This is a genomic window from Shinella sp. R2-11, from assembly GCF_055330205.1.
Window position 1 is genome coordinate 587146 of sequence record NZ_JBVAPC010000003.1, and the last position, 23551, is coordinate 610696.

Here is a 23551-nt window from a genome sequence, read left to right on the forward strand (position 1 = left end):
CGGGATTTTCTTTATCGCCAGCGCTTGTCATAGGCGCCGGCGGTGGTGCGTTGTCCTTCGCTCATCGCCCGCAGCCGGGAAACGAGGACGGAGCGCTCGGCAGGCGTTGCGCCAAGCGCCTTCTTCAATGAGGAAACCACTTCGGCGACATAGGCCTTGCCGCGCTGCCGACCCTCGATCTTCAGCGCCGAGACGCCCGCCGCCTTCAGCGCGTCGATCTCGTCGATGACATCGAGCGAGACCGGATCCTCGAAGGCATAGCCCTGCGAGCCGCCGACATCGAAGCGCCCCTTGCAGAGGGTCGGATAGCCGGAGGCCTCGCCGGAGCCGAAACGGTTGATCGTATAGGCGCCGAGCTCGGAGACGAGCGTGCCGCCCTCCTCCCGGTAGCGCACATGGCTTGCCGGCGAGCAGACACCGTTCATGTTGGGCGACTTGCCGGTCGCATAGGAGGAGAGCGAGCAGCGCCCCTCCGCCATGACGCAGAGGCCACCGAAGGCGAAGACCTCCACCTCGCAATCGATCTGCCGCGTGAGACGGGCGATATCCTGCACCGCCAGCACCCGCGGCAGCACCACGCGCCTGGCGCCGAACGCCTCTATGAGGAAGCGGATCGCATCCGGGTTCGACGCCGACGCCTGGACGGAGACATGCAGGCGCTGCTGCGGATAGCGCTCGGCCACATAGGCCATCAGCCCGAAATCGGCGAGGATCAGCGCATCCGCCCCAAGCGCCACCGCATCGTCCGCGGCGGAATACCACAGCGCCTCGTCGCCCGCCCGCATGAAGGTGTTGAGGGCGACGAAGGTCTGCACGCCCTTGCCACGGGCAAGTGCGATGGACTGGCGCAATTCCTCGCGGCTGAAATTGAGGCCGGGGAAATTGCGGGCATTGGTCTCGTCGCGAAAGCCGCAATAGACGGCATCCGCTCCCGCCTCGACCGCCTCGCGGAAGGCGGCGGGCGTGCCGGCGGGGCAGATCAGTTCCATGTCGCATCCCTCCCTTCGAGCGCCCGCGCCCGGATATGACGCGCGGCCCCCGCCACCAGCGGCGAAAACGGCCCGGCAAGCGCACCCAGTTCGCTCGGCAGGTCGATGGCGCTGTCGTCGAGCGCGTTGCGCAGCGCCAGCATCGCCTCCATGTCGCCGGTAACGGAGAGATCGCGCGAGAAGAACAGCGCATCGGCATCGCACCGCCCTTCCAGAAGGCCGAGCAGGAGCGCGAGCGGCCCCTCGATGCGCGCATCCGCCAGGGGCGGCGCGCCGCGGAAGACACAGAGCGCCTGCGCCGCCGGAACGACGCGGAAATGCAGCGGCAGATCGGAAGGCGAGAAGCAATAGCGGGTCTGCCTGTAATCGCCGAGCCGGTCGAAAATATCGGGATGGGCCTTGAGCACGCCGGAAAAGATCGTCCGCGCCACGCCCTCCAGCAGCCAGAGAGGGGCGATTTCAACGGGTTTGGCAAGGAGCGGGGAAAGATCGGGCATGCGGTTCGCCTTGGCGGGAAAGAACGCGCGAAGACTAGGGAGCGGCAGCCTCCCGGTGTTTGCGCCAGCACAAAGACCACGACGTTTTTCCCCTGCAAGGGTTTGTCATGAAAGCCGATATCCCCACTCCCCGCCGCTATGACGGTCTCCAGGATTTCGTCGCGCTCCTGGAGCGGCGGGCGCGGCTGAAGCGCATCAGCGAGCCCGTCTCGCTGGTGCACGAGATCACGGAGATCCACCGCCGCGTTCTCGCGCAGGAGGGGCCGGCGCTGCTCTTCGAAAAGCCGGTCGATGCCGACGGCAACATCCAGCCTATTCCGCTCCTTGCCAATCTCTTCGGCACGCGCGAGCGGATCGAGTGGGGGTTCGGGCTGGAAACCGGCGGCCTGCCGCGCCTTGCCGCCTTCCTGTCGGACCTGCGCGACCCGAAGCCGCCGCGCTCGATGCGCGATGCCTGGCAGAAGCTGCCGCATCTGAAGGCCGCGCTGTCGATGAACCCGCGCACCGTCTCCCGCCCACCCTGCCAGCACACGATCTGGCAGGGCGACGCCATCGACCTCGACCGCCTGCCGATCCAGACCTGCTGGCCGGGCGAGCCCGCGCCGCTCGTTAGCTGGCCCCTGGTCATCACCCAGGCGCCCTACGATCCCGACGACACCAATGTCGGCATCTACCGCATGCAGAAGCTGGGGAAAAACCGGCTGATCATGCGTTGGCTGGCGCATCGCGGCGGCGCGCGCCACCACCGGCTCTGGCAGGACCATGGCAAGGACATGCCGGTCGCCATCGTGATCGGCGCCGATCCCGCAACGATCCTTTCCGCGGTCATGCCCTTGCCGGACGGCATGAGCGAGCTTGCCTTTGCCGGCGTGCTCAGCGGCCAGCGGCAGCAGACCGCGTCAGCGGTCACCGTGCCCCTGCCGGTCCCCGCCAGCGCGGAAATCGTGCTCGAAGGCACCGTCTCCATCAGGGAGACCGCGGAGGAAGGCCCTTACGGGGACCATACGGGCTATTACAATTCGGTCGAGGCCTTCCCTGTCCTGACGCTGTCGGCCATCACGATGCGGAAGGATCCGCTCTATCTCTCGACCTATACCGGCCGGCCGCCGGACGAGCCATCACGGCTCGGCGAGGCGATGAACGATCTTTTCGTCGCGCTGGTGAAGCGGCAGTTTCCCGAAATCCGCGACCTCTGGCTGCCGCCGGAAGCCTGCTCCTACCGCGCCATGGTCGTTTCCATCGACAAGCGCTATCCCGGCCAGGCGCGGCGGGTGATGATGGGCCTTTGGTCCATGTTGGCGCAGTTCAGCTATACCAAGCTGATCATCACCGTGGACGGGGACATCGACGTCAGGAACTGGCAGGATGTCATCTGGGCGCTTTCCACCCGCTTCGACGCCAGCCGCGACCTCATGGTCGTCGACAATACGCCGATCGATTATCTCGATTTCGCCTCGCCGAAATCCGGCCTTGGAGGCAAGCTCGGCCTCGATGCCACCACGAAGATCGGCACGGAAACCGACCGTGAATGGGGGCAGCCGCTTGCCATGGCGCCCGAGGTGATCGCACGCGTCGATGCGCTCTGGCATTCGTTCGGGCTTGGAGAGGCGGGCGCATGACGATGGAGCGCGTCATCGTCGGCATTTCCGGGGCATCGGGCGCGGCCCTCGGCCTGCGCATCCTCGAACGGCTCGCGGTGTTGCCCGACATCGAAACCCATCTGGTCGTCTCCGATGCGGCGCGCCGCACGCTCGCGCTGGAATGCGGCCTGGACACGCTCGACAGCCTGACAGCCCTCGTCCACCGGCATCACCCGATCGGCGACGTCGGCGCCTCGATTGCCAGCGGCTCCTTTCCCGTCCGCGGCATGATCATCGCACCATGCTCGATGCAGACGCTGTCGGCCATCGCGACCGGCCGGGCCGATACGCTGCTGACCCGCGCCGCGGATGTCCAGCTCAAGGAGCGACGGCGCCTCGTCCTGCTGGCGCGCGAAACGCCGTTGCACCTCGGCCACCTGCGCACCATGGTCGCGGCAACCGAAATGGGGGCGATCATCATGCCGCCCGTTCCGGCGTTCTACCATTGCCCGCAATCGGTGGCCGAAATCATCGACCATCTCGCCACACGCGCCATCGACCTCCTTGCCCTGCCGCAATCACCGCTTTCAAGGAGCTGGCAGGGAACGCCCTAGAAAATTCGGAAGGGAGGGCGCTCCCGGCCATCAGACGCCACACGCCGGCATTCTACCGGCGTGCGACCTCTTCCGCCATGCGGCGGATCAGGAGAGCGCCGACCGTCGCGCCGGCATCCTGCAGGCCGACGGTCTTTTCCTGGAATGCCGCCGCCTTGCCATGCTGCGCGAGCATGGACTTGGTGGCCTCCAGCGCCTGTTCGGCCGCATCCGCCGTCACGTTCAGCGCGTCGGAAAGCGAGGCGCCCGCGGCGGCCTGCGCCTCCAGCGTCGTGGCGATGGGATCGAGCACGTCGAGCAGCGTCTTGTCGCCGACCTTCGCCTTGCCGCGTTCGGCAACGCCATCGCGGTAGGCGCGCCAGAAGGCGGCCATGTCGGCGGTGCCGAGCGCATCCTTGCCCTCGACGGCCTTGCTGGCGCGCAGGAACCCGGTCGCCGTCAGCGTGCCCATGGTGGAGGGCGCGGTGCGGGCCATGGTCGCGCCGGCGGTGCGCAGCAGCTTGGAAATACCCGCCGCCTCGCCTTCCGCTTCGAGGGCTTCGGCGGCGGCGGCGAAGGCCTTGCTCATGGTGATGCCGAGATCGCTGTCGCCCACCTTGCCGTCGAGCGCGATCAGGAATTCGCGCTGTTCGGCGAAGAGTTCCTTCCAGCTCTTGAAGAGGTCGATCAGGCTGGCGGCGTTCAATGTCTGAAGCGTCATGGCATCACCCCGCGACGTGCTGGAAGAACGGCGTGTTGGCCGGGGCGGCGATGAGGCGATCCAGTTCCTCGTCGAGATGCAGAATCGAGATCGAGGCGCCGGCCATCTCCATCGAGGTGGCGAACTCGCCGACCCAGACGTACTTGGCGGTGACGCCCCGCGCCTCCAGAAGCTGCGATACGCGGCGGAAGAGGATATAGAGTTCTTCCAGCGGCGTGCCGCCGAGGCCGTTCATCAGAACGGCGACAGTGTCGCCCTGCTTGTAGTCGGTCTCCGCGAAGATGCGGTCCATCATCTCGTCGACGACGGCGTCGGCCGGCGCGAGCTTCTTGCGGCTGATGCCGGGTTCGCCATGGATGCCCATGCCGATCTCCATCTCGTCCTCGCCGATGGAGAAGGTGGCGTGGCCGATCTCCGGCACGACGCAGCTCGAAAGCGCGACGCCCATGGTCCGAGTGCGAAGGCGCGCCTTGTCGGCAAGGCGCGTGACCTCGTCGAGTGAAAGTCCCTCCGCTGCCGCGGCGCCCGCCGCCTTGTAGATGAAGAAGATACCCGCGACACCGCGGCGCTTGTGCTCCTCGCCGACGATGGAGGAAGCGACGTCGTCATTGCCGACGACCTGCTTGACGGCGATGCCGTCGAGATCGGCAAGCTCGGCCGCCATGTCGAAATTGATGATGTCACCGGTATAGTTGCCGTAGATGTAGAGGACCCCGGCGCCCTGGTCGATATGCTTGGTCACCTGGTACATCTGCTCGGCGCTGGGCGACTGGAAGACGCCGCCGACGGCCGCGCCGTCCAGCATGCCGTCGCCGACGAAGCCGAGGAAGGTCGGAAGGTGCCCGGAGCCGCCGCCGGTGGCGATGCCGACCTTGCCGGGCCTGGTCCGGGCCGTCACGAGGCAGCGCAAGTCGTCGGCCGCATAGGTGACGGCGGGATGCGCCTTGTAGATGCCTTCCAGCATCTCGTCGACGAAGTTGACGGGGTCGTTCAGGAACTTCTTCATGGGTTTCCTCCGGGAATGGGGGTTATTTCTTGCGCTGGCGCGTGACGAAGAAGGCGGCGGCCAGCAGGATGAAGCTGCCGACGACGAGCCGCTGCCAGGTGCTGGGAATACCGACCATGACGAGCACGCTGTTGAGCACCACGATCAGCAGCACGCCGAGAAGGGTGCCGAGCACCGTGCCCGTGCCGCCGGTGATGCGCGCGCCGCCGAGTACGACGGCGGCGATGACGTTGATCTCGGTGCCGACGAGGTCGAAGGGATTGGCCTGCCGGTTGGCGCAGACATGGATGATGCCGGCAAGGCCCGCGAGCGCCCCCGCATAGCCGAACAGGAAGACATGCACGGTGCGCAGGCTGTAGCCGAGGCGGCTTGCGATATCGGCATTGCCGCCGACGGCGAAGATGGCGCGGCCCATCAGGGTGCGGTTGAGGATCCACCAGGTCACGAGGGCCGCGACGGGCAGGACGAGGAAGTAGAAGGGCAGCGTGATCAGCGCGCCGTTGGCGGATTCGAACTGGACGAGCGGCATGCGGCCGAAGGCGCCCATCTGCGGCGGCAGCGACATGATCCAGACCGTGCCGATGAAGGAGAGCAGGAAGCCGCGGAAGAGATATTGCGTGCCGATGGTGACGATCAGCGAAGGCACCTTCAGGTGATGGACGAGCAGGCCGTTGACAATGCCGAGCGCCGCGCCGCCGAGCGTCGCCATGAGGATGACGGCGACGATGGGAAGGCCCGGCAGGTAGCTCTGCACCAGCACCGTCATCGAATACATGGTGAAGGCCGCGATCGCCGTGAAGGACACGTCGATGCCGCCCGCCGCCAGGATGATGAAGACGCCGAGCGCGAAGAGCCCCATGACCACGCTGGCGCGGCCGATGTCGATGAGCGTCGAGGGCTGCAGGAAGGCCGGGTTGGCGATGGCGACGCTGACGCAGATCGCGACCAGCAGCAGGAAGGTGATGGTCTCCGGCCGGCGGCGAACGAGTTCACCGAAGCTGAAGGAACGCGACGGGCCGGCGGCGCCGTGGAGTTCATCGGTCCGTGAAGCGTTCATTGCACAGTCTCCGTCATGGTCGTCAGCATCGCCTTGTAAAGCTGGTCTTCGGTTGCCGCCTCCGCATCCACCTCCGCGACCACCCGGCCGCTGTTCATGACGAGGATGCGGTCGGCGTTCTGCAGAAGCTCGGGCAGGTCGTCGCTGACGATGACAAGACCCATGCCCGCTTCGGCGAGCGCCTGGATGACGCGGTAGATCGTGTCCTTGGAGCCGACGTCGACACCAACGGTCGGCCCGTGCAGCACGAGCAGCTTCGGCGCAATGCTGAGCCAGCGGCCGATCAGCACGCGCTGCTGGTTGCCGCCCGAGAGTGCGCCGACCGGCAGGTCGAGGTTCTTCGTGTTGAGCCGCATCTCCTCGGAAAGCCGGGCGGCGATCCTGCGCCCCTCCTCCCGGTCGACGACGCCAAGCGAATTGGCAAGGCGCGAGACGATGAGCGCGATCTCGTTCTCGAAAATCGACTTGTCGAGGAAGAGCCCCTCGGCCAGCCGATCCTCCGGCACGTAGCCGATGCCCCGCTCGATGGCCTCGGCCGGCGAGCGCACGGAAACGGCCTTGCCATCGAGCGCGATCGTGCCGCCCGAGGCGGGCGCAACACCCGTCAAGGCCATGGCGAGTTCGTTGCGGCCGGAATCGGCAAGGCCGGTAATGCCGAGGATTTCGCCCTTCTTCAGCGAAAAACTCATGTCCCGCACGCCATCGGCAACGAGACGATCGACCTTCAGGAGGTCGGCATCGGAGGATTTTCCGGTACGATAGCGCTGGGCATCGATGGAACGGCCGGTCATCAGCTCGGCCAGTTCCTTCTTGCTGTAATTTGCGATGGGCCCCTGCGCCACGCACTGGCCGTCGCGGAAGACGACGGCATGGCCGCCGATGCGGTAGCATTCGTCCAGCTTGTGCGTGACGAAGAGCACGGCGACGTTTTCGGTGCGCAGGCGCTCGACGACGCGGATGAGATTGTCCACCTCGCGGCGCGTCAGCGACGTCGTCGGCTCGTCCATGATGACGAGCTTGGCGCGGGTCGCGATGGCCCGCGCGATGGCGACGAGCTGGCGCGAGGCGAGCGGCAGGTCGGAAACGATGGTGTTGAGGAAGGCGCGGTCGGTCGGCAGGCCCGCGGCGGCGAGCGCCCGTTCCGCTGTCTCCCGCAGCCGCTTGCGATCGAAGAGGCGCGCGAGGCGGCCGTTGGCGTTGACGAGTTGCTCGTTCAGCGCGACGTTCTCGGCGACCGTAAGGTTCGGCAGCAGCGATAGGTCCTGGTAGACGGTCTCGATGCCGGCGGCGAGCGACTGGATCGGCGTCAGCGAGGAGAAGGTCTCGCCGCCCAGCACGATCTCGCCCGAGGTCGGCGCATGTGCGCCCGACATGATCTTGATGACGGTGCTCTTGCCGCAACCGTTCTCGCCCAGGAGATGGTAGGCCTCGCCCGGCTGGAGCGTCAGGTCGATACCGCGCAGGGCATGGACGCCGCCGAACCATTTCTGGATGTTCCTGAGTTCAAGGAGCGCTGCCGGTTGCTGCGCGGTATGTGCTTGTGCCGCCACGGAAATTGTCCTCATGCTGACCGGCGCGTCGCCACGCCGGACGGTTCCGGCCGGAAGGAAAGCCTCCCGGCCGGCTGACGGTTTGCCGGATTAGAACATGTGTTCCTTGTAGGTTGCCTTGTCGGCGAGAACCATGCCGTTGCCAAGGATCAGGAGGCCCTTGCCGGCGCCCTGCTTGACGGAGACCTTGTTGTAGCCTTCGACGCCGAGGTCCATGCCGTCGGTGACTTCCTTCTTCTCCAGCAGCAGCTTGGCGACGGCGTTCATCGCCATGCCGGCCTTCTGCGGATCCCAGAAGCCGATCGCCGTGATGGCGCCGGATTCCAGAAGGTCGGCCGACGGGTTCGGAAGGCCGGTACCGACGAGGCAGATCTTGCCGCTCAGGCCCGCTTCGTCGATGGCGCGGCCGACGCCGAGGACGTCGTTGCCGGCCGAGGTCTGGAAGCCCTTGATGTCAGGGTGCTTGCGCAGGATTTCCTTGGCCTTCTCATAGGTGCCGTTGGCGTCGTCGAAGGATTCGTTGTTCGGATCGACAAGTTCCATGCCGGCATATTTCTTGGCGTTCTCCTCGCCCGCACCGACCCACTGCATATGCGTGCGGCTGCCGAGCGAGCCGACGAAGGTCGTCCACTTGCCTTCCTTGCCCATGCATTCGGCCAGGCGCTCGTTCAGCGCCGCGCCGTAATCGGCATTGTCGAAGGCCTCGACGTCGGCATTGGTGTTCACCTGGTTGTCGGCCTCGTGCGTCACGACCACGATGCCGCGCTCCATGGCGCGCTGGAAGGTGCCTTCCAGGACGGCCGGGTCCATCGGCACGACGGCGAGCGCGTTGACGCCCTTGGCGACGAGGTCGTTGACGATCTGCAACTGCTGGGCCGAGTCGGCCGTCGCCGGGCCGCTCTGGCTGGCGACGACGTCCGGATTGGCTTCCTGGTAGGCGACGACGCCCGTGTTCATGCGGTCGAACCACGGAATGCCGCTGATCTTGACCACGGTGGCGATGACGGGCTTCTCCTGGGCGGCCAATACGCCGATGGAACCTGCGAGCGCGACGGCTGCAACGGTGGTTCCGGCCAGAACCTTCTTCGAGAACGATTTCATGTTTTCCTCCACGAATTTTCCCTCCACTTTCACTTCGGCGCTTGAGGGACAGGCACCGAAGGGGTTTGCGAGCGGCGACCCGGGGCGAGGAAGCCGGCAATGTCGTAGCGGCCGACGGCCAGGAAGGTGAGCAGCAGCAGCCCCCAGGCGAAATCGCGCACGAAATTGGAAAGGCCGCCGAAATTGAGCAGGCTCGACATGAGCTGCAGGGCGATGGCGCTGAGCACGACGCAGACGACGCGCCCGTAGCCGCCCTCCGGCTTCACGCCGGCCATCACGGCGATCAGGATGGCGATCAGCAGGTAGGAGCTGCCATAATCGAACTTCACGTTGACGTTGCGCGCCGCGATGATGACGCCGGCAAGGCCCGACAGCGTGCCGGAGATCGCATAGGTGGCGACGATCACGCCGTTCCGCGGGAAGCCCGCATAGACGGCGGCCTTGGGATTGGTGCCCATCAGCATCAGCCAGAGACCATAGGGCGTGAACTTCAGCAGCGCGGCGACGATGCCGGCGACCAGCACGAAAAGAAGGAAGCTGATCGGCACGGCCGCGATCATGTCGTTGCCGATGCTGGAAAGCAGCGCCGGGCTGCCGACCATCACGGCCTTGCCGCCGGAAACCACGACCGCAAGCCCCATGAAGGCCATCTGCGTGCCGAGCGTGCAGAGGATGGGCGTGATGTTCAGCCGCGAGATCAAGAGGCCGTTGATGACGCCGCCGGCAAGGCCGACGAGCAGCGCGCCCGCGATGAAGGCGAGACTGAAGGCCGTGCCGCTTTCCGTCGCCGACAGGAAGGACGAGACAATCACGGCGGAGAGCACGCCCGAGAGATTGGCAAGCGCGATGCCGGAGAGGTCGATGCCGCCATTGCCGGCGCACATGGCCAGCATGACGCCGATGGCCAGCAGGCCGATTTCCGGCACCTGGCTCGCCATGGACTGGAGATTGAAAACGGAAAGGAACGAGCCGCCGGAAATGAGGGCGCCCGCCACGAGCAAAAGGCCGTTGATGACAACCAGCATCGCCAGCTGCCCGCCGGTTTTCTGCATGGACTCCTCCCTTTTGTTTACTAAACAAAATCCAGCTTCACTAAAACGCTAGCAAAGGAAATTTGCTCTGACAAGCCCTGTTTGTGCGGCCTGTCGGTTGCGATCCGCGCCGAATTGCCCTAATCCTCGCAAATATTATCTAAATCGTTTAGTAAACTTGTTCGCAGTCGCAGCATAAAAGGCAGCCTGTCGCCGCATGAAGAAACCGGGAAAACTGACCATCAGGGATATCGCGGAAGCGGCGGGCGTATCGCCCGCGACGGTTTCGCTCGTGCTGAACGGCAAGGGAGAGATTTCCGGCGTGACGCGGGCGCGGGTGCTGGAGGCGGTGGCAAGCCTCAACTACGTGCCTCGGGCAACCCGCAGCAGCACAGAGCCGGGCGAGACGCTGCGCTTCCTGAAGATCGCCAAGCACGGCCACACCGTCAACCGCGACCACAGCGTCTTCATCTCCGACTATATCGACGGCATGTCCGCCGAGGCGACGCGGCGCAACTACACGCTGGAGGTCGTCAGCTTCGAGGGACAGCCGATCAGCACCGTGGCGGAATCGCTGGCCGGCGCACCGATCTCCGGCGTCATCGCGCTCGGCACCGAGCTGACGGAAGCCGATATCCGCCTGATCCAGGGCCTCGGCCTGCCGACCGTCTTCATCGATACGTTCTACGACGTGCTCGACGCCAATTTCGTCGACATGAACAACGAGGACGCCGTCTACAAGGTGCTCTCTCGCTTCCGCATGCAGGGCTTCGAGCGCATCGGCTTCGTCGCCTCCCATGTCGACACGACCAACTTCCGCCTGCGCCGCGAGGCCTTCTTCAAGAACATGGCGCGCCTCGGCCTGCCGGTGAACGAGGCCGACATCCTCTCGGTGGAATCGACCTATGACGGGGCCTATCACGACACGTGCACGCTGCTCGCAGGCGGCCTCGACCTCGCCGAATGCTATTTCTGCACCAACGACATCATCGCCTACGGCTTCATCCGGGCGCTGCGCGAGCACGGTGTCTCGATCCCCGAGGACGTCTCGATCATCGGCTTCGACAATCTGCCGCAGAGCGCGACCATGGAGCCGGGCCTGACGACCATCGACGTCTCGAAGCGCAAGATCGGCTATCTCGCGGTCACCGTGCTCGACGACCTGATCGCGGCCGCCGACCCGCAGCCGCCAGTCAAGATCCTCGTCGGCGCGGAGCTCGTCCTGCGCGCCAGCCACGAGCACGGCGTATCGAAGACCACGCAGGAGCGCCCGCGGCGCGCCGCAAGGCAGCCGGCGGAATAAACCCGAGGAGGAAGACCATGGAATACAGGACGCTCGGCCGCACGGGCCTCAAGGTTTCGGCCATCGCCATGGGCACCTTCTCCTTCGGCGGGGTCGGCGCGTTTTCGCGCGTGGCCAGCCAAGGCGTGGCGGAAGCCCGTCGCCTGATCGACTGCTGCATCGACGGCGGCGTCAACCTCTTCGACACGGCCAACATGTATTCGCTCGGCCGCTCGGAGGAAATCCTCGGCGAGGCGCTCGGCGACAAGCGCGAGAAGGTGCTGATCTCCTCCAAGGCCCGCATGCGCATCGGCGACGGGCCTAACGACGAGGGCACCTCGCGCTACCACCTCATCCGCGAATGCGAGGCGAGCCTCAAGCGGCTGAGGACCGACCATATCGACATCTACTTCATGCATGAATGGGACGGCGTGACGCCGGTCGAGGAAATGCTGTCGGCGCTCGACACGCTGCGCCAGCAGGGCAAGATCCGCTATATCGGCTGCTCCAACTATTCCGGCTGGCACATCATGAAGGCGCTCGGCGTCGCCGAGGCGAAGAACCTGCCGCGCTTCGTGACCCAGCAGATCCACTACACGCTGGAAGCGCGCGAGGCCGAATACGAGCTGCTGCCGATCTCCATCGACCAGGGCCTCGGCGTCATGGTCTGGAGCCCGCTCGCCGCCGGCCTGCTCTCCGGCGCCTTCGGCAGGAACAAAACGCCGGCCGATTCCCGCCAGGCCGCCGGCTGGAGCGAACCGCCGATCCGCGACCGCGAACGCCTGTGGACCATCGTCGATGCGCTGGAAGGCATTGCCCGGCAGCGCGGCGTCACCGTCGCACAGGTCTCGCTCGCCTGGACGCTGTCGCGCCCCGCCATATCGAGCCTCGTGGTCGGCGGCCTCAGCGAAGACCAGTTCCGGGAAAACATTGCAGCCGCGGACCTGAGGCTCTCGGAAGACGAGCTGGACACGCTGAACAAGGTCAGCCGCCCGCCCTATATCTATCCCTATTGGCACCAGCACAATTTCGCCAGCGCCCGCTTCAGCCCCGCTGACCGGGCGCTGCACGACAGCTACGCCGATCTGGACATGATCTGAACCACCCGGGCGCAGGGCGAGGTTTCATAAATCCTCGCCTTCGTTTTCAGCCGCCGCTTGCAATTCGATTGCGGAGCTTGCCCAGTCCCGCAATGGCGATTTCCACCACATCGCCGGGAACGAGACGGCCGACACCCGAGGGGGTGCCGGTATAGATGAGGTCGCCGGGCTTCAATTCGACGAGCCGGGACAGGCCGGCGATGATCTCCGGCACGCTCCAGATCATCTGCGAAATGTCGCCGGCCTGGCGCTGGGTTCCGTTGACATGCAGGTGAACAGTCCCTTCCGAGGGATGGCCGATGCGCGCGACGGGGTGTACGGGGCCGCAAACGGCGGAACCGTCGAACCCCTTGGCCATCGTCCAGGGACGGCCGAGCTTCTTGGCTTCGGCCTGGATGTCGCGCCGGGTGAGGTCGTTGCCGATAGCATAGCCAAAGACGAGTTCCGATGCCTTTGCTGAGTCGACGTCGCGGCCGCCGCTGCCGAGCGTTGCCACCAGCTCCGCTTCGTGCTCCAGCTGTTGGGTGCAGCTTGGATAGGGAACATCCTCGTCCCCCACGACCAGGGCGTCCGCCGGCTTGTCGAAGAAGAAGGGCGGCTCGCGGTCCGGGTCGTGGCCCATTTCGCGCGCATGGTCGGCATAGTTGCGCCCGACGCAGAAGATGCGCCGCACGGGAAAGCGCGCCGTGGAGCCGGCAACGGGCAGGCTCACCACCGGGGGCGGGTCGATGACATAGTCGCTCATGGTTTTCTGCCTCAGATGTTGCGCAGCATGCCGCCGTCGACGCGCAGGCTCGTGCCGGTGATGTAGCCCGCACGCCCCGAGCAGAGGAAGCACGCCGCATCGGCGAACTCGCGCGGTGCGCCGTAGCGCCCCATCGGGATCGTCGCGCGGGAGGCGGCAGCGACCTCGTCCGCCGTCTTGCCGGTCCGCTTGGCGGCGGCGGCATCCAGCTGGTCGACGCGGTCGGTGTGGATGCGGCCGGGGATGAGGCCGTTGACCGTCACGCCGTCGGCCGCCACTTCGGCGGCGAGCGTCTTCGCCCAGCCGACGAGGGAAAGGCGCAGCGTGTTGGACAGGCCGAGATTGGGGATCGGCTGCACGACGCCGGAAGACAGGAGCACGAGAATGCGGCCGAAGCGCTGCTCGCGCATATGCGGCAGGAGGGCCGTGGCGATGCGGATCGGCGCCTCGACCATGGCGCGGAACTGCGGAACGAGGCTGTCCGCATCCAGCGCGGCCATCGCACCCGGCGCGGGGCCGCCACCGTTGAGCACGAGGATGTCGGGCTTGTCGCCGGCCTGCAGCTCGGCGATCGCCTGCTCCACGGCCGCCGGATCGGCAAGGTTCGTAACGAGCGTGGAGATGCGGCCCGGTGCGGACGGCGCAATGGCCGAGCGCACCGGCTCCAGCCGTTCGGCGGAACGGCCGCCGAGAATGACATTGGCGCCTTCGGCGGCGAGGCTTTCCGCGATGGCCCGGCCAAGGCCGCCTGAAGCACCGAGCACGAGGGCGGTGCGGCGGCTGAGTTCAAGATCCATGGTTCTCTCCTGTCAGGCCCGACGGGCGCGGGCGGTTCTTGCGGCTTCGGCCACGAAGGCGCGAAGAAGCGGGTGCGGATGCCCCGGGCGGGACGAAAGCTCGGGATGCCCCTGCATGCCCATGTAGAAGCCGTCCGTCGCCTCGATCGCGTCGGCGATATCCTGGCCCGGCTCGCCCCCGAGCGCGCTTACCAGCACGCCGCGGCTTGCCAGCCCCTCATGCAGGGCGGGGGCCAGCCTGTAGCGGTGATTGCAGGCGATTTCGCTCTCGGCCCCGAGAAGCTGCCGGAGACGGCTGCCCGGCATGGACCGGGTGATGCGCCGGCCGAGCCTGTATTCGCCTGTCTCAATGCGGATGAAACTGTGACGGGCAGCGGCGGGAGCCGCCTCCGCCATGTCCGTATCCTCCCAGCCGGAAAGCTCGCGGGCGACCGCTGTCGACATGCTCTGCATGCCGAGGCAGAGGCCCGCGATCGGGGTCCCGCCTGCCCGCGCGGCGCGGGCGAGCGCGATCTGCCCCGCCACCGACGACATCTGCGATCCGCCGGGCAGCAACACACCGTCGACGCCGGCAAGCGGATCGGCCGGCAGGTCGCGCGGATCGAGGAAACGCAGCTCGGCTCCCGGCGCCTCGGCATCGATGGCATCCGCCAGCGCGGCAAGCGGCGCCGGGCAGGTTTCAAGAAACTGTTCCGCCGGCCCCGCAAGGGCGAGGACGAGGCCGGGCGGCGCGACGGCGGCCGGCTCCGCGGGCAGCACCCGGCCGAACCGGTCCCGCCAGCCGATCACGCGGCCGTCGGCGTCAAGGAAGCGGTTCTCCTCCAGACGGACGGTCCTGTCTTCCGCGCCCGCTGCGGCAAGCCGCGACACCGCATCGCCATCGGCAAGAAAAGCGGAATGAACGGGCACCACGGCCACCGCCTCGCCCGCAAGCTCCACGAGAGGGCGGGCGCTTCGCCCGGTGAGGCGGTCCGCCCAGATCAGGCCGCTCGGGATGAGTGCGCCTTCATCGGCGACATGCTGTTCGGCATCGGGATGGCGGTCGAGGTCGAATCGTGCCGCCGGCCAGAACAGCCGCCCGCCTTCGGCAGCCGCGACGAGCGCCGCCGCCGCACCGTAGAGCGCGGGATGATCCGTTTCGTGCCGAACGAGGATGATGCGCCCCATGACCTCTCCCGAGAATCCATCACATGCACTTGTTGAATGGAAACGTACAATCTTACTGCGCTATTTTTCCCATACTTATCCTCCTTATCGGAAAAGTTTCAATCCCAATATTGTATTTTTTTTATCATTATAGACAATGCAGGGATCGTAACGGAGGTAGCATCCATGAATTCCAGACTCTCGCCCCGCATGGCCGTCGTCGGCGCGTCGCCGACCGCGGAAATATCGAACAAGCTGCGGGCGCTGGCCGCCCGTGGCGCCGACGTCATCAACCTGGGCGAAGGAGAACTGGACTTCGCGACCCCTCCCCATGTCTGCGAGGCCGGCATCCAGGCCATTCGCGACGGGGACACCAAATACACGGCCGTCTCCGGCACCGCCGCGCTCAAGGCGGCCATCGCGCGCAAGTTCGAACGGGAAAACGGCCTTCGCTACGCCCCCTCCGAGATCATTGCCGGGACGGGCGCCAAGCAACTGATCTTCAACGCCTTCCTGGCGACCCTCGGCGAGGATGACGAGGTGATCGTGCCCGCGCCCTATTGGGTGAGCTATCCGGACATGATCCGGCTGGCAGGCGCAAAGCCCGTCATCGTGCCGTGCCACGCGCGGAACGGCTGGAAGCTGACGCCCGAGGCGCTGGCGGCCGCGCTGACCCTGCGCACCCGCTGGGTCATCCTGAACTCGCCGAACAATCCGACGGGCGCGGTCTATGGCCACTCCGAACTCTCGGCGCTGGAAGAGGTGCTGGCAGGACATGACGCCCTCGTCATGGCGGACGACATCTACGAGCATATCGTCCACGATGGCAGCTTCGTGGCGCCTGCGGCCGCGATGCCGCGGCTGGCCGGCCGTGTCCTGACGATCAACGGCGTCTCGAAGGGCTATTCGATGACGGGATGGCGACTCGGCTATGCCGGCGGGCCGGAATGGCTGATCCGCGCCATGGACGTCCTTCAGTCGCAGAGCACGTCGAACCCCTCGACCATCTCGCAGGCCGCGACCATCGCCGCGCTCGACGGCGACCTCTCCTTCCTGGACGGCTGGAAACGGACGCTGCTGGCGCGCCGTGAACAGGTGCTCTCCGCCATCGCGGCGATATCCGGCCTCTCCGCGCTGCCCACGCCGGGCGCCTTCTACGTCTTCGCCGACTGCACCGGCCTTTTCGGCAGGCGGACACCGGCAGGCACCGTCCTGGCCTCGGACCTCGATGTCGCCGGCTATCTTCTGGAGGAGGCCCATGTCGGCATGGTGCACGGCTCGGCATTCGGCATGCCCGGGCACCTGCGCATCGCCTATGCCATCGACGACGGCAGGCTCGCCGAAGCGCTGTCGCGCGTGGCCGCAGCCCTCGGCCGGCTCGCCTGACCATCGGCATGCGAAAGCCCCCGCCGCGACCGCGGCGGGGGCTTTTCGTCAAGACGCGATCTCAGGCGGCGAGCTTGAGGCCCGTGCGCGAATCCGCGGCGAGCCTTTCCATGACAGCACGCAGCTTCGGCTGGACGGCGGCCGGGATATCGCGCAGCGGCAGGCGGACGGACCCGCCGTCGAAGCCGCGCAGGTTCATCGCCGCCTTCACAAGCTGCGGCTGGCCATGCGCGCGGGCGAGCGCACGATAATCGTACCAGAGCGCGTGCAGGTCGCGTGCCGTCGATGCATCGCCGGCTTCCAGCGCGCGGTAGGTCGCGAGGATCAGTTCCGGCAGCGCGCCGCTGTTGGTCGTCGAAAAGCCGTCGAAACCGGCCATGACGGGGCCGAGGAAGGCGAGGTCCGAGGCGCAGAAGGTGCGCACGCGGCCGCGCAGGTCGTTCGCGATGCGGTCGATCGCCGTCGGGTTGAGGTCGCCCTGCTTCAGGCCGACCATGCCATCGATGTCGGCCAGGCGGCTGATCAGGGCCGGCGAAAGCGTGATGCCGATGCCCGGCGCGTTGTAGATGATGATCCCCGTCTTCGAGAGCGGCGCCACGTCGCGGAAGAAGTCGACGATCTGGTCGTCGGTGATCTCCGAGACGTAGGGCGCCGTCACCATCGGCACGCCGCCGAGATCGCCGGCGAGCTTCGTCAGTTCGTAGACGTCGCGCGGGTCGGAGCCGGCCGAGCAGAGCATTGCCGGAATGCGATCGCCGATCACGTCCATGACATGCGTGAAGACGTCGGCGCGCTCCGCCACCGTCATGGTGGGAAACTCGCCATAGGTGCCGCCGATGAGCACGCCGTCATAGCCGAGGGCGATGACGCGCTCGACGTTGCGGGCAAGCCCCGCCTTGTCGAGCGCACCCTCCCTGGTGAAGGGCGTCATGGTGATGTTGAAGATGCCTTTCAGGCGCGCCTGCGCCTCCTGACGGTCCTTCATTCGTATTCTCCTTGCAATTGGTTACGCGTCGATGCGGGTGAGAGCGCGCGGCACGGTGCCAAGCTGGCGCCAGCCCGTTTCCGTGACGACGATGGTTTCCGAGACCCCCACGGTGAAACGTCCGTAGATGCGGAGGGCGGGCGGCAGATGGAATGTCATGCCCGGCTGGAGCGCGGTCTTGACGCCGGCATTCAGCGAAAGGATCGCCCCCTCGCCCCAGTCCGGCGCGAACGAAATGCCGACCGAATAGCCGAGGCGCTTTCGGAAGTTGTCCGTGTAGCCGGCGGCATCGATGACCTTCTGGCAGGCGATGTGCGGCACCTCGCAGGCAACGCCGGGCCTGATCTCGTCCAGCGCCGCGGCGAGCGCGTCCTGGCAGACCTTCATCATGTCCTCGGCCTCCTGCGGCACCGGGCCGACCCAGGCCGAGCGCATCAGCGCGGCGTGGTAGCGGTCGTGCACCGCGGCCATTTCGAGGAAGGCGGGATCGTTCGCCGAAAGGGCCGTGCGCCGCCATGTCCCATGCGGCACGCCCGTGCGCCGGCCGGTCGAGACGAGCGGTTCCATGCCCATATATTCCGAGCCCGCCCGGATGGCGGCCTCCATCATGGCCGCGACCAGGTCGTTGTCGGAGGCGCCCGCCCGGACGGCGGCAAGGCCGGCCCGCATGCCGGCATCCACATAGGACGCCGCCTTTTCCAGCTTCTCCACTTCGAGCGGCGACTTGACGGCGCGCAGCGCCTCGACGATGCCGGCGCCGTCGTGAACCGTGCCGAGGGCCGACTGGAGGGTCTCGTAGACCGCGATCGGCAGGAACCAGCCGCGCTTGTCGATGGCGACGCGCTTGCCGGAAAGACCCTTGCGCGTGATCACCTTCATCAGGAAGCCGATCGGATCCTCGCTGTCCTGGTAGACCTCGGCGTCGGAGATGAACGTGTTGGCGATGAAGTTGAAATATTCGAGCTGGCGGATGACGAAGACAGGATCGCCCTCGGCCGGCAGCACCAGCGCCTGGAAGGTGTAATAGCCCGGCGTCTGCTGCCCCGTCAGATAGAAGATGTTCTCCGGTCCCGTGATGACCAGGGCATCGAGCCCGGCCCTGGCAAGGCCGGCCCGCGCACGCGCCTGCCTCTTCTCGTATTCGTCTCTTGGAAAGGCCGACTCCTGGCCCAACACGACACCTGCGCTATCCATCTCATTCTCCCAGGGATAGGGGCGCGGAAGGCGCCCGGAAATTCAGCCCGAGGCCGGGCTCATGGCGGACAGCGACCTCGCCGTCCGCATAGGTCAGGCCTTCGGCCGGATCGTTGACCAGCCCGTCCGCGCCGTAGAGCTCGGCATGGAGGGGCCGCGTCGCCACGGCGAGGTGAAGCGCGGCCGCCGTCGCGATCCCGCCCTCGTTCATCTGGCCGATCATGAAGGGAATGCCCGCCGCGGCCAGGGACCGCGCGGCGGCAAGCGCGGGCGTCAGCCCGCCGAGCTTGATCAGCTTGAGGTGCCCCTGAAGCCGGCCGGCCGCCGACGGCGCGCGCGCCACCAGCGTCCCGACATCGGCGCAGGAGGCAAGGCTCTCGTCCAGCATCACCGGCATCGGCGCACCGGCGGCAAGCCGCGTCATCGCATCCCAGTCGCCGGCCGCGATCGGCTGCTCGACATAGGCGAGCCCGAAGCGCGAAAGCGCCGCAAGCCGCTCCGGCGCTTCCGCCGCCGTCCAGGCGCCATTCGCGTCGGCGGCAAGCTTGACCGTTTCGCCATGGGCGGCGCGGATGCGCGCGTGGCGGGCGCAATCGGCCTCGATATCCTGGCCGACCCGCAGCTTCAGGTCGCGAAAACCGCGCGACAGGTAAAGCGCCACCTGCCGATCGAACGCCTCGTCGGTCGACAGAAAGAGCGTCTGGTTCGTGGCATGCGAAAGCGTCCGTGCCTCGCCGGCCAGAAGATGCGCGAGCGGCAGTCCGGCGCGCCGGGCATCGAGGTCCCAGAGCGCGATGTCGAACAGCATGCGCACCGGCGCCGGCAACGGGCTTGCGGCGACGGCGGCACGAACCGCATCCGGCGGTGCCTGCCAATCGAAGCCGGCGATCGCCGCGCGGGTGCGCTGCAGCAGATCCTCCGGCTCGTAGCCGTTCAGATAGGCGCAGTTGATGCGCACCTCGCCGATCCCGCGATGCCGCCCGTCATCGATTTCGAGGTGAAGCGTGTCGAGACCGGGCACGGGCCCGGAACTGGCGGTGTGCACCGTCAGGCCCGCATAGGTCAGCAGAGAACGGTAGAGATGAATCCGCATCGTCACGCCGCCAGGATGCGCCGCGCGATGTCGGCATAGATCGCAGCGCTCGCGACGAACTCGTCCGCCGGCACGAATTCATCAGGACGATGGGCGACGCGAATGTCGCCGGCGCCGATCACCACGCCCTCGGCGCCCGCCTCGATGAAATGCACGAGGTCGCATGCCCCCTGGAAGCCGAACGGGCCGGCTTCGGCAACGCCAGCCGCCCGGCAGGCGGCGATAGCGGCCTGCACGACGGGCGCGGTTTCCGGCGTATCGGTCGCCCCACCCGTGGTCGCATGATAGCCGACGATCTCGGCGCGGATGCCGTGCGTCCTTTCCGCGTCCGCCAGCAGCGCGCGGATTTCCGCCTCGGCGCTCGCATCCGTCTCGCCGGGGATCAGGCGGCGGTCGAGCAGCAGCTCGCATTCGGCCGGGATGACATTGTCGGCATGCCCGCCCTTGATGCGCGTCACCGTCAGGCTCGGATTGCCGACGAGCGGATGGCTGCGCTGCGCCAGGACCTCGTCATGGAACGCGGCAAGCAGCGGCATGAGCTGGCCGGCGCGGAAGATGGCGTTGTCGCCGAGATGCGGGCTGCCGGAATGCGCCGCCTTGCCCGTTATCCGCACGACGGGCCGGAAGGACCCCTTGTGCGCCGAAAAGCAGGCATTGCCGGTCGGTTCCCCGACCACGACGGCATCGATCTCCGGCCGCGACGCCGCATAGTGGCGTGCGCCGGCGCTCGCCACCTCCTCGTCGCCGGTGAAGACCACCATCAGCGTGCCGGACCATGCCTGCCGCTCGGCGACCAGCATGCGCGCCGCCTCGATCATGGCGGCCAGCGGCCCCTTGCAATCGCAGCTTCCCCGGCCGTAGAGCCGGCCGTCGCGCTCGGTGAGGGTGAAGGCATCGGAGGTCCAGCCATCGCCCGCCGGCACCGTGTCCATATGGGTGTTGAACGCGAAGACGGGGCCGGGCCCGTTGACCAGCCGCGCTTCGACATTGAAGCGCGCGGGGGCATATTCGATCAGCTTCACCTCGAAACCGAGCGATGCGAGCCGTTCGCGCGCCCACTGTGCCACCGCGCCCTCCCCGCCCGGCGGGTTTTCGGAATTGATGGCGACGAGTTCACCCAGCTCGCGCTTCATGCGAGCGGCATCGGGGCGGATGTTCATATCGGACTTCCCTGAAAAGGCACGGAGTTCAGTGCAGGATCTGGTTGACGAACTGCTTGGCGCGGTCGCTGGCCTCACCGCTGAAGAACACCTCGCTCGTGGCGTTCTCGATGATCGAGCCCCGCTCCATGAAGATGATCCGGTCGGCCGCGCGGCGCGCGAAGCCCATCTCGTGCGTGACGCAGACCGAGGTCATCCCATCGGCGGAAAGCTCGGTCATGACGTCGAGCACCTCGCGGATCATTTCCGGATCGAGCGCCGAGGTGGGCTCGTCATAGAGCATCAGCTTGGGTTTCATCGCCAGCGCGCGGGCGATGGCCACGCGCTGCTGCTGGCCGCCCGACAATTCGTCCGGCAGGTGATCGGCGCGGTCGGGAATGTGGACCTTGTGCAGGAGGCCGACCGCCAGGTCATGGGCGTCGAGACGCGAATAGCCGAGCACCTTCATCGGTGCCAGCATGATGTTCTCGACCGCGTTGAGATGCTGGAACAGCTCGAAATTCTGGAACACCATGCCGATCTGCGCGCGCAGCTTGTGGGCGTTGCGCAGGTCGCCGGTGATCTCCCGGCCCTCGAAGGAGATCGATCCTGCGCTCGGCGGCTCCAGGAGGTTGAGGCAGCGCAGCAGCGTGGACTTGCCCGAGCCGGAGGGGCCGATCAGGACCACGGTCTGGCCCTTGGTCACGGAGAAGGAGCAGTCCTTCAGGACATGCAGGGGGCCGAAATACTTGTTGACGCCATTGACTTCGAGGAAAGCGGAACCGGTCATCGGATGGCCTCAATTATTCTCGGCAGCGGGCTGCAGCAGGATGGAAAGGACGGAGCGCTTCGGGGCACGGCTGCGCTTGGGTTCGAGCGAGCGTTCCATCCAGTACTGGCCGGCCATGAAGATGGTCGTCAGCGCGAGATAGTAGATGCCGGCCGCGCTCAGCGCCTCGAAGTAGCGGAAGGTCGCCGATGCGGTCTGGTTGGCCACCAGCAGCAGCTCCTCCACGGCGATGACCGAGACCAGGGCCGATGTCTTGAGCATGCCGATGGTCTGGTTGCCGATCGGCGGCAGCATGATGCGCGCGGCCTGGGGCAGGACGACATAGCGCATCACCATCAGCCTGGTCATGCCGAGCGCCATGCCTGCCGTGCGCTGCCCGCTCTTGATCGCCTGAAGGCCCGAACGGATGATCTCGGCCATGTAGGCGCCTTCGTTGAGCGACAGCGCGATGACACCGGACGCGAACGCGGTCAGGCGGATGCCGAAGGTCGGCAGGACATTGTAGATGAAGATGATCTGGAAGAGGACCGGCGTGCCGCGGAACAGCCAGAGATAGAACACCGCGATCAGCCGGACAGGCAGGAACTTCACCTGATTGACGAGCGCGAGCACAAAGCCGGCCAGCAGGCCGAAGACGAGAGAGCTGACCGTGATCAGCAGGGTCATGGCCGCACCGTGGAAGAAGGTGGGCGAGAGTAGATACTGGAAGACCAGATCAAGTGACATCAGTCAGCTTTCCCTGTTTTTAAAGCGGACCGGAGACCGCATGGAGTATCGGCGCGAGGGGACCGGAGACGCCTGGCGCCCCCGGCCCGGCGAAGCTCAGTCGAACAGCGAAACCGACGGCGGCAGCTTCCACTTGGCGATCAGCTTGTCATAGGAGCCATCCTCGGCCATGGCCTTGATGGCCGCCGCAAGCGCGGCCTGCAGCTCGGTCGCGCCCTTCGGCGTCGCGATGCCGATCTGGGTATCCATCTCGAAGGGCTCGCCGGCGATCTCGAAGACGCCCGGCATCTTCTCCAGCGCCATCACCGCGCCCGGCGTGCTTTCGTAGTTGGCGTCGGCCCGGCCCTGGCTCAGGGAAAGCGCGCTGTCCTGCGCGGTGGGCAGCGTCAGCACCTTCACCTCGCCGAGCCCCTTGGCCTTGCAGCGCTCGTTGTCGGCACGCGCCTGGCTTTCCGAAATGCCGCCGAGCGTCACGGCGACGGTCTTGCCGCAGATCGTGTCGTCACGGCCGGTGATCCCCTTGGGATTGCCGGTCTGGACCATGACGTTGTTGCCGATCTCGAGATAGGGCACGAAATCGACCTGCTCGGCGCGGGTCGGATTGATGTACATGGCGGAGTTGATGATATCGATGCGCCCGCCCTGGAGTGCCGGGATGAGGCCCTTGAACTCCATGTTCATCGCCGCCGGCTCGACCTTGAGCTTTTCGGCGAGCGCCTGGATGAAGTCGATGTCGAAGCCGGTGAGCTTGCCCTCGTTGACATATTCGAATGGCGCGAAGCTGGCCGCCACGCCATAGGTCAGCTTGCCCGCCTCGACGAGCTTGACGCCGTCGAGGGACTGGGCGGCAGCCGCGCCGGAAACGGCGAGCGGCGCGGTTGCGAGAAGAAGAATGCGAAGAAGACGGTTCATGCGGAGTTCCCCATTCGTGTTTGCAGAATTCGAATTTGCAGACCGTGCCCCTTGATGGAGCCTTATTGTTTTTAATTTATCAACTTGTACAATTTGACCGACACCCCGTCAACCCATATTGCGATGGAGAT

General features: G+C 66.5%; 23 protein-coding genes. 5 read left to right on the top strand and 18 right to left on the bottom strand.

Annotation, left to right across the window (positions count from 1 at the left end; translation table 11 throughout):
• Positions 1 to 11: 11 nt before the first annotated feature.
• Both ubiU and ubiT read right to left on the bottom strand, forming a co-directional pair.
• On the bottom strand, positions 12 to 989 hold the full coding sequence (gene ubiU / locus ACZ1A1_RS11080; RefSeq protein ID WP_463619967.1) for a ubiquinone anaerobic biosynthesis protein UbiU: 978 nt from the start codon (positions 987 to 989) through the stop codon (positions 12 to 14).
• Positions 980 to 1486 (bottom strand): ubiquinone anaerobic biosynthesis accessory factor UbiT, encoded by a 507-nt coding sequence (gene ubiT, locus ACZ1A1_RS11085; RefSeq protein WP_313192497.1) that lies wholly within the window; start codon positions 1484 to 1486, stop codon positions 980 to 982. The genes ubiU and ubiT overlap by 10 nt, the downstream gene beginning before the upstream one ends.
• 107 nt (positions 1487 to 1593) lie before the next feature.
• Between ubiT and ACZ1A1_RS11090 the strand changes: the two genes are divergently transcribed.
• Positions 1594 to 3105, top strand: coding sequence for a UbiD family decarboxylase (locus ACZ1A1_RS11090; protein ID WP_463619968.1), 1512 nt, complete (start codon positions 1594 to 1596; stop codon positions 3103 to 3105).
• Positions 3102 to 3680, top strand: a complete 579-nt coding sequence (locus ACZ1A1_RS11095; protein ID WP_463619969.1) for a UbiX family flavin prenyltransferase — start codon at positions 3102 to 3104, stop codon at positions 3678 to 3680. The genes ACZ1A1_RS11090 and ACZ1A1_RS11095 overlap by 4 nt, the downstream gene beginning before the upstream one ends.
• A 52-nt stretch (positions 3681 to 3732) precedes the next feature.
• Here the strand turns inward: ACZ1A1_RS11095 and ACZ1A1_RS11100 are convergent, their stop codons facing one another.
• The 6 genes from ACZ1A1_RS11100 to ACZ1A1_RS11125 form a co-directional block, all read right to left on the bottom strand.
• Positions 3733 to 4380, bottom strand: a complete 648-nt coding sequence (locus ACZ1A1_RS11100) for a dihydroxyacetone kinase family protein (RefSeq protein WP_463619970.1) — start codon at positions 4378 to 4380, stop codon at positions 3733 to 3735.
• Positions 4381 to 4384: 4 nt separating this feature from the next.
• Positions 4385 to 5386: a dihydroxyacetone kinase subunit DhaK gene (locus ACZ1A1_RS11105; RefSeq protein WP_463619971.1), complete on the bottom strand. Its 1002-nt coding sequence runs from the start codon at positions 5384 to 5386 to the stop codon at positions 4385 to 4387.
• Between the two features lie 22 nt (positions 5387 to 5408).
• Positions 5409 to 6443 carry an ABC transporter permease gene (locus ACZ1A1_RS11110; protein WP_463619972.1) on the bottom strand — a complete coding sequence of 345 codons (1035 nt, stop codon included), beginning with the start codon at positions 6441 to 6443 and terminating at the stop codon, positions 5409 to 5411.
• Positions 6440 to 8008 carry a sugar ABC transporter ATP-binding protein gene (locus ACZ1A1_RS11115; RefSeq protein ID WP_463619973.1) on the bottom strand — a complete coding sequence of 523 codons (1569 nt, stop codon included), beginning with the start codon at positions 8006 to 8008 and terminating at the stop codon, positions 6440 to 6442. The genes ACZ1A1_RS11110 and ACZ1A1_RS11115 overlap by 4 nt, the downstream gene beginning before the upstream one ends.
• Before the next feature lie 75 nt (positions 8009 to 8083).
• Positions 8084 to 9094 carry a substrate-binding domain-containing protein gene (locus ACZ1A1_RS11120; RefSeq protein ID WP_203315555.1) on the bottom strand — a complete coding sequence of 337 codons (1011 nt, stop codon included), beginning with the start codon at positions 9092 to 9094 and terminating at the stop codon, positions 8084 to 8086.
• A gap of 29 nt (positions 9095 to 9123) precedes the next feature.
• Positions 9124 to 10146, bottom strand: coding sequence for an ABC transporter permease (locus ACZ1A1_RS11125; protein WP_463619974.1), 1023 nt, complete (start codon positions 10144 to 10146; stop codon positions 9124 to 9126).
• A gap of 196 nt (positions 10147 to 10342) precedes the next feature.
• Between ACZ1A1_RS11125 and ACZ1A1_RS11130 the strand changes: the two genes are divergently transcribed.
• Entirely contained in the window at positions 10343 to 11428 is a 1086-nt protein-coding gene (locus tag ACZ1A1_RS11130) for a LacI family DNA-binding transcriptional regulator (RefSeq protein ID WP_463619975.1), read from the top strand.
• Positions 11429 to 11445: 17 nt separating this feature from the next.
• A complete protein-coding gene (locus tag ACZ1A1_RS11135; protein ID WP_463619976.1) occupies positions 11446 to 12507 on the top strand; it encodes an aldo/keto reductase in 1062 nt (353 codons plus the stop codon).
• Positions 12508 to 12553: 46 nt separating this feature from the next.
• Here ACZ1A1_RS11135 and ACZ1A1_RS11140 read toward each other — a convergent pair whose 3' ends face one another.
• Genes ACZ1A1_RS11140 through ACZ1A1_RS11150 form a run of 3 tightly spaced genes read right to left on the bottom strand, consistent with a single transcriptional unit; the run spans position 12554 to position 15216 of the window.
• Positions 12554 to 13252 (bottom strand): fumarylacetoacetate hydrolase family protein, encoded by a 699-nt coding sequence (locus ACZ1A1_RS11140; protein WP_463619977.1) that lies wholly within the window; start codon positions 13250 to 13252, stop codon positions 12554 to 12556.
• Between the two features lie 11 nt (positions 13253 to 13263).
• Positions 13264 to 14049, bottom strand: coding sequence for an SDR family oxidoreductase (locus tag ACZ1A1_RS11145; RefSeq protein ID WP_463619978.1), 786 nt, complete (start codon positions 14047 to 14049; stop codon positions 13264 to 13266).
• Positions 14050 to 14061: 12 nt separating this feature from the next.
• Positions 14062 to 15216, bottom strand: coding sequence for a glutamine amidotransferase-related protein (locus ACZ1A1_RS11150; protein WP_463619979.1), 1155 nt, complete (start codon positions 15214 to 15216; stop codon positions 14062 to 14064).
• A gap of 165 nt (positions 15217 to 15381) precedes the next feature.
• On the opposite strand from ACZ1A1_RS11150, the gene ACZ1A1_RS11155 reads away from it, so the two are divergent.
• Positions 15382 to 16581, top strand: coding sequence for a pyridoxal phosphate-dependent aminotransferase (locus ACZ1A1_RS11155; RefSeq protein ID WP_463619980.1), 1200 nt, complete (start codon positions 15382 to 15384; stop codon positions 16579 to 16581).
• Positions 16582 to 16642: 61 nt separating this feature from the next.
• Here ACZ1A1_RS11155 and ACZ1A1_RS11160 read toward each other — a convergent pair whose 3' ends face one another.
• The 7 genes from ACZ1A1_RS11160 to ACZ1A1_RS11190 form a co-directional block, all read right to left on the bottom strand.
• Positions 16643 to 17566 carry a dihydrodipicolinate synthase family protein gene (locus ACZ1A1_RS11160; protein WP_463619982.1) on the bottom strand — a complete coding sequence of 308 codons (924 nt, stop codon included), beginning with the start codon at positions 17564 to 17566 and terminating at the stop codon, positions 16643 to 16645.
• Between the two features lie 21 nt (positions 17567 to 17587).
• A complete protein-coding gene (locus ACZ1A1_RS11165; RefSeq protein ID WP_424549105.1) occupies positions 17588 to 18760 on the bottom strand; it encodes a M24 family metallopeptidase in 1173 nt (390 codons plus the stop codon).
• 1 nt (position 18761) lies between these two features.
• Complete coding sequence (locus ACZ1A1_RS11170; protein WP_463619983.1) at positions 18762 to 19853, bottom strand: mandelate racemase/muconate lactonizing enzyme family protein; 1092 nt, start codon at positions 19851 to 19853, stop codon at positions 18762 to 18764.
• Positions 19854 to 19855: 2 nt separating this feature from the next.
• Positions 19856 to 21013: a M20 family metallopeptidase gene (locus tag ACZ1A1_RS11175; RefSeq protein ID WP_463619984.1), complete on the bottom strand. Its 1158-nt coding sequence runs from the start codon at positions 21011 to 21013 to the stop codon at positions 19856 to 19858.
• Positions 21014 to 21041: 28 nt separating this feature from the next.
• On the bottom strand, positions 21042 to 21782 hold the full coding sequence (locus ACZ1A1_RS11180) for an amino acid ABC transporter ATP-binding protein (protein WP_463619985.1): 741 nt from the start codon (positions 21780 to 21782) through the stop codon (positions 21042 to 21044).
• Positions 21783 to 21791: 9 nt separating this feature from the next.
• Entirely contained in the window at positions 21792 to 22508 is a 717-nt protein-coding gene (locus tag ACZ1A1_RS11185) for an amino acid ABC transporter permease (RefSeq protein ID WP_203319994.1), read from the bottom strand.
• A 96-nt stretch (positions 22509 to 22604) separates the two neighbouring features.
• Positions 22605 to 23420, bottom strand: a complete 816-nt coding sequence (locus ACZ1A1_RS11190) for an ABC transporter substrate-binding protein (protein WP_313192478.1) — start codon at positions 23418 to 23420, stop codon at positions 22605 to 22607.
• Between the last annotated feature and the right edge of the window lie 131 nt (positions 23421 to 23551).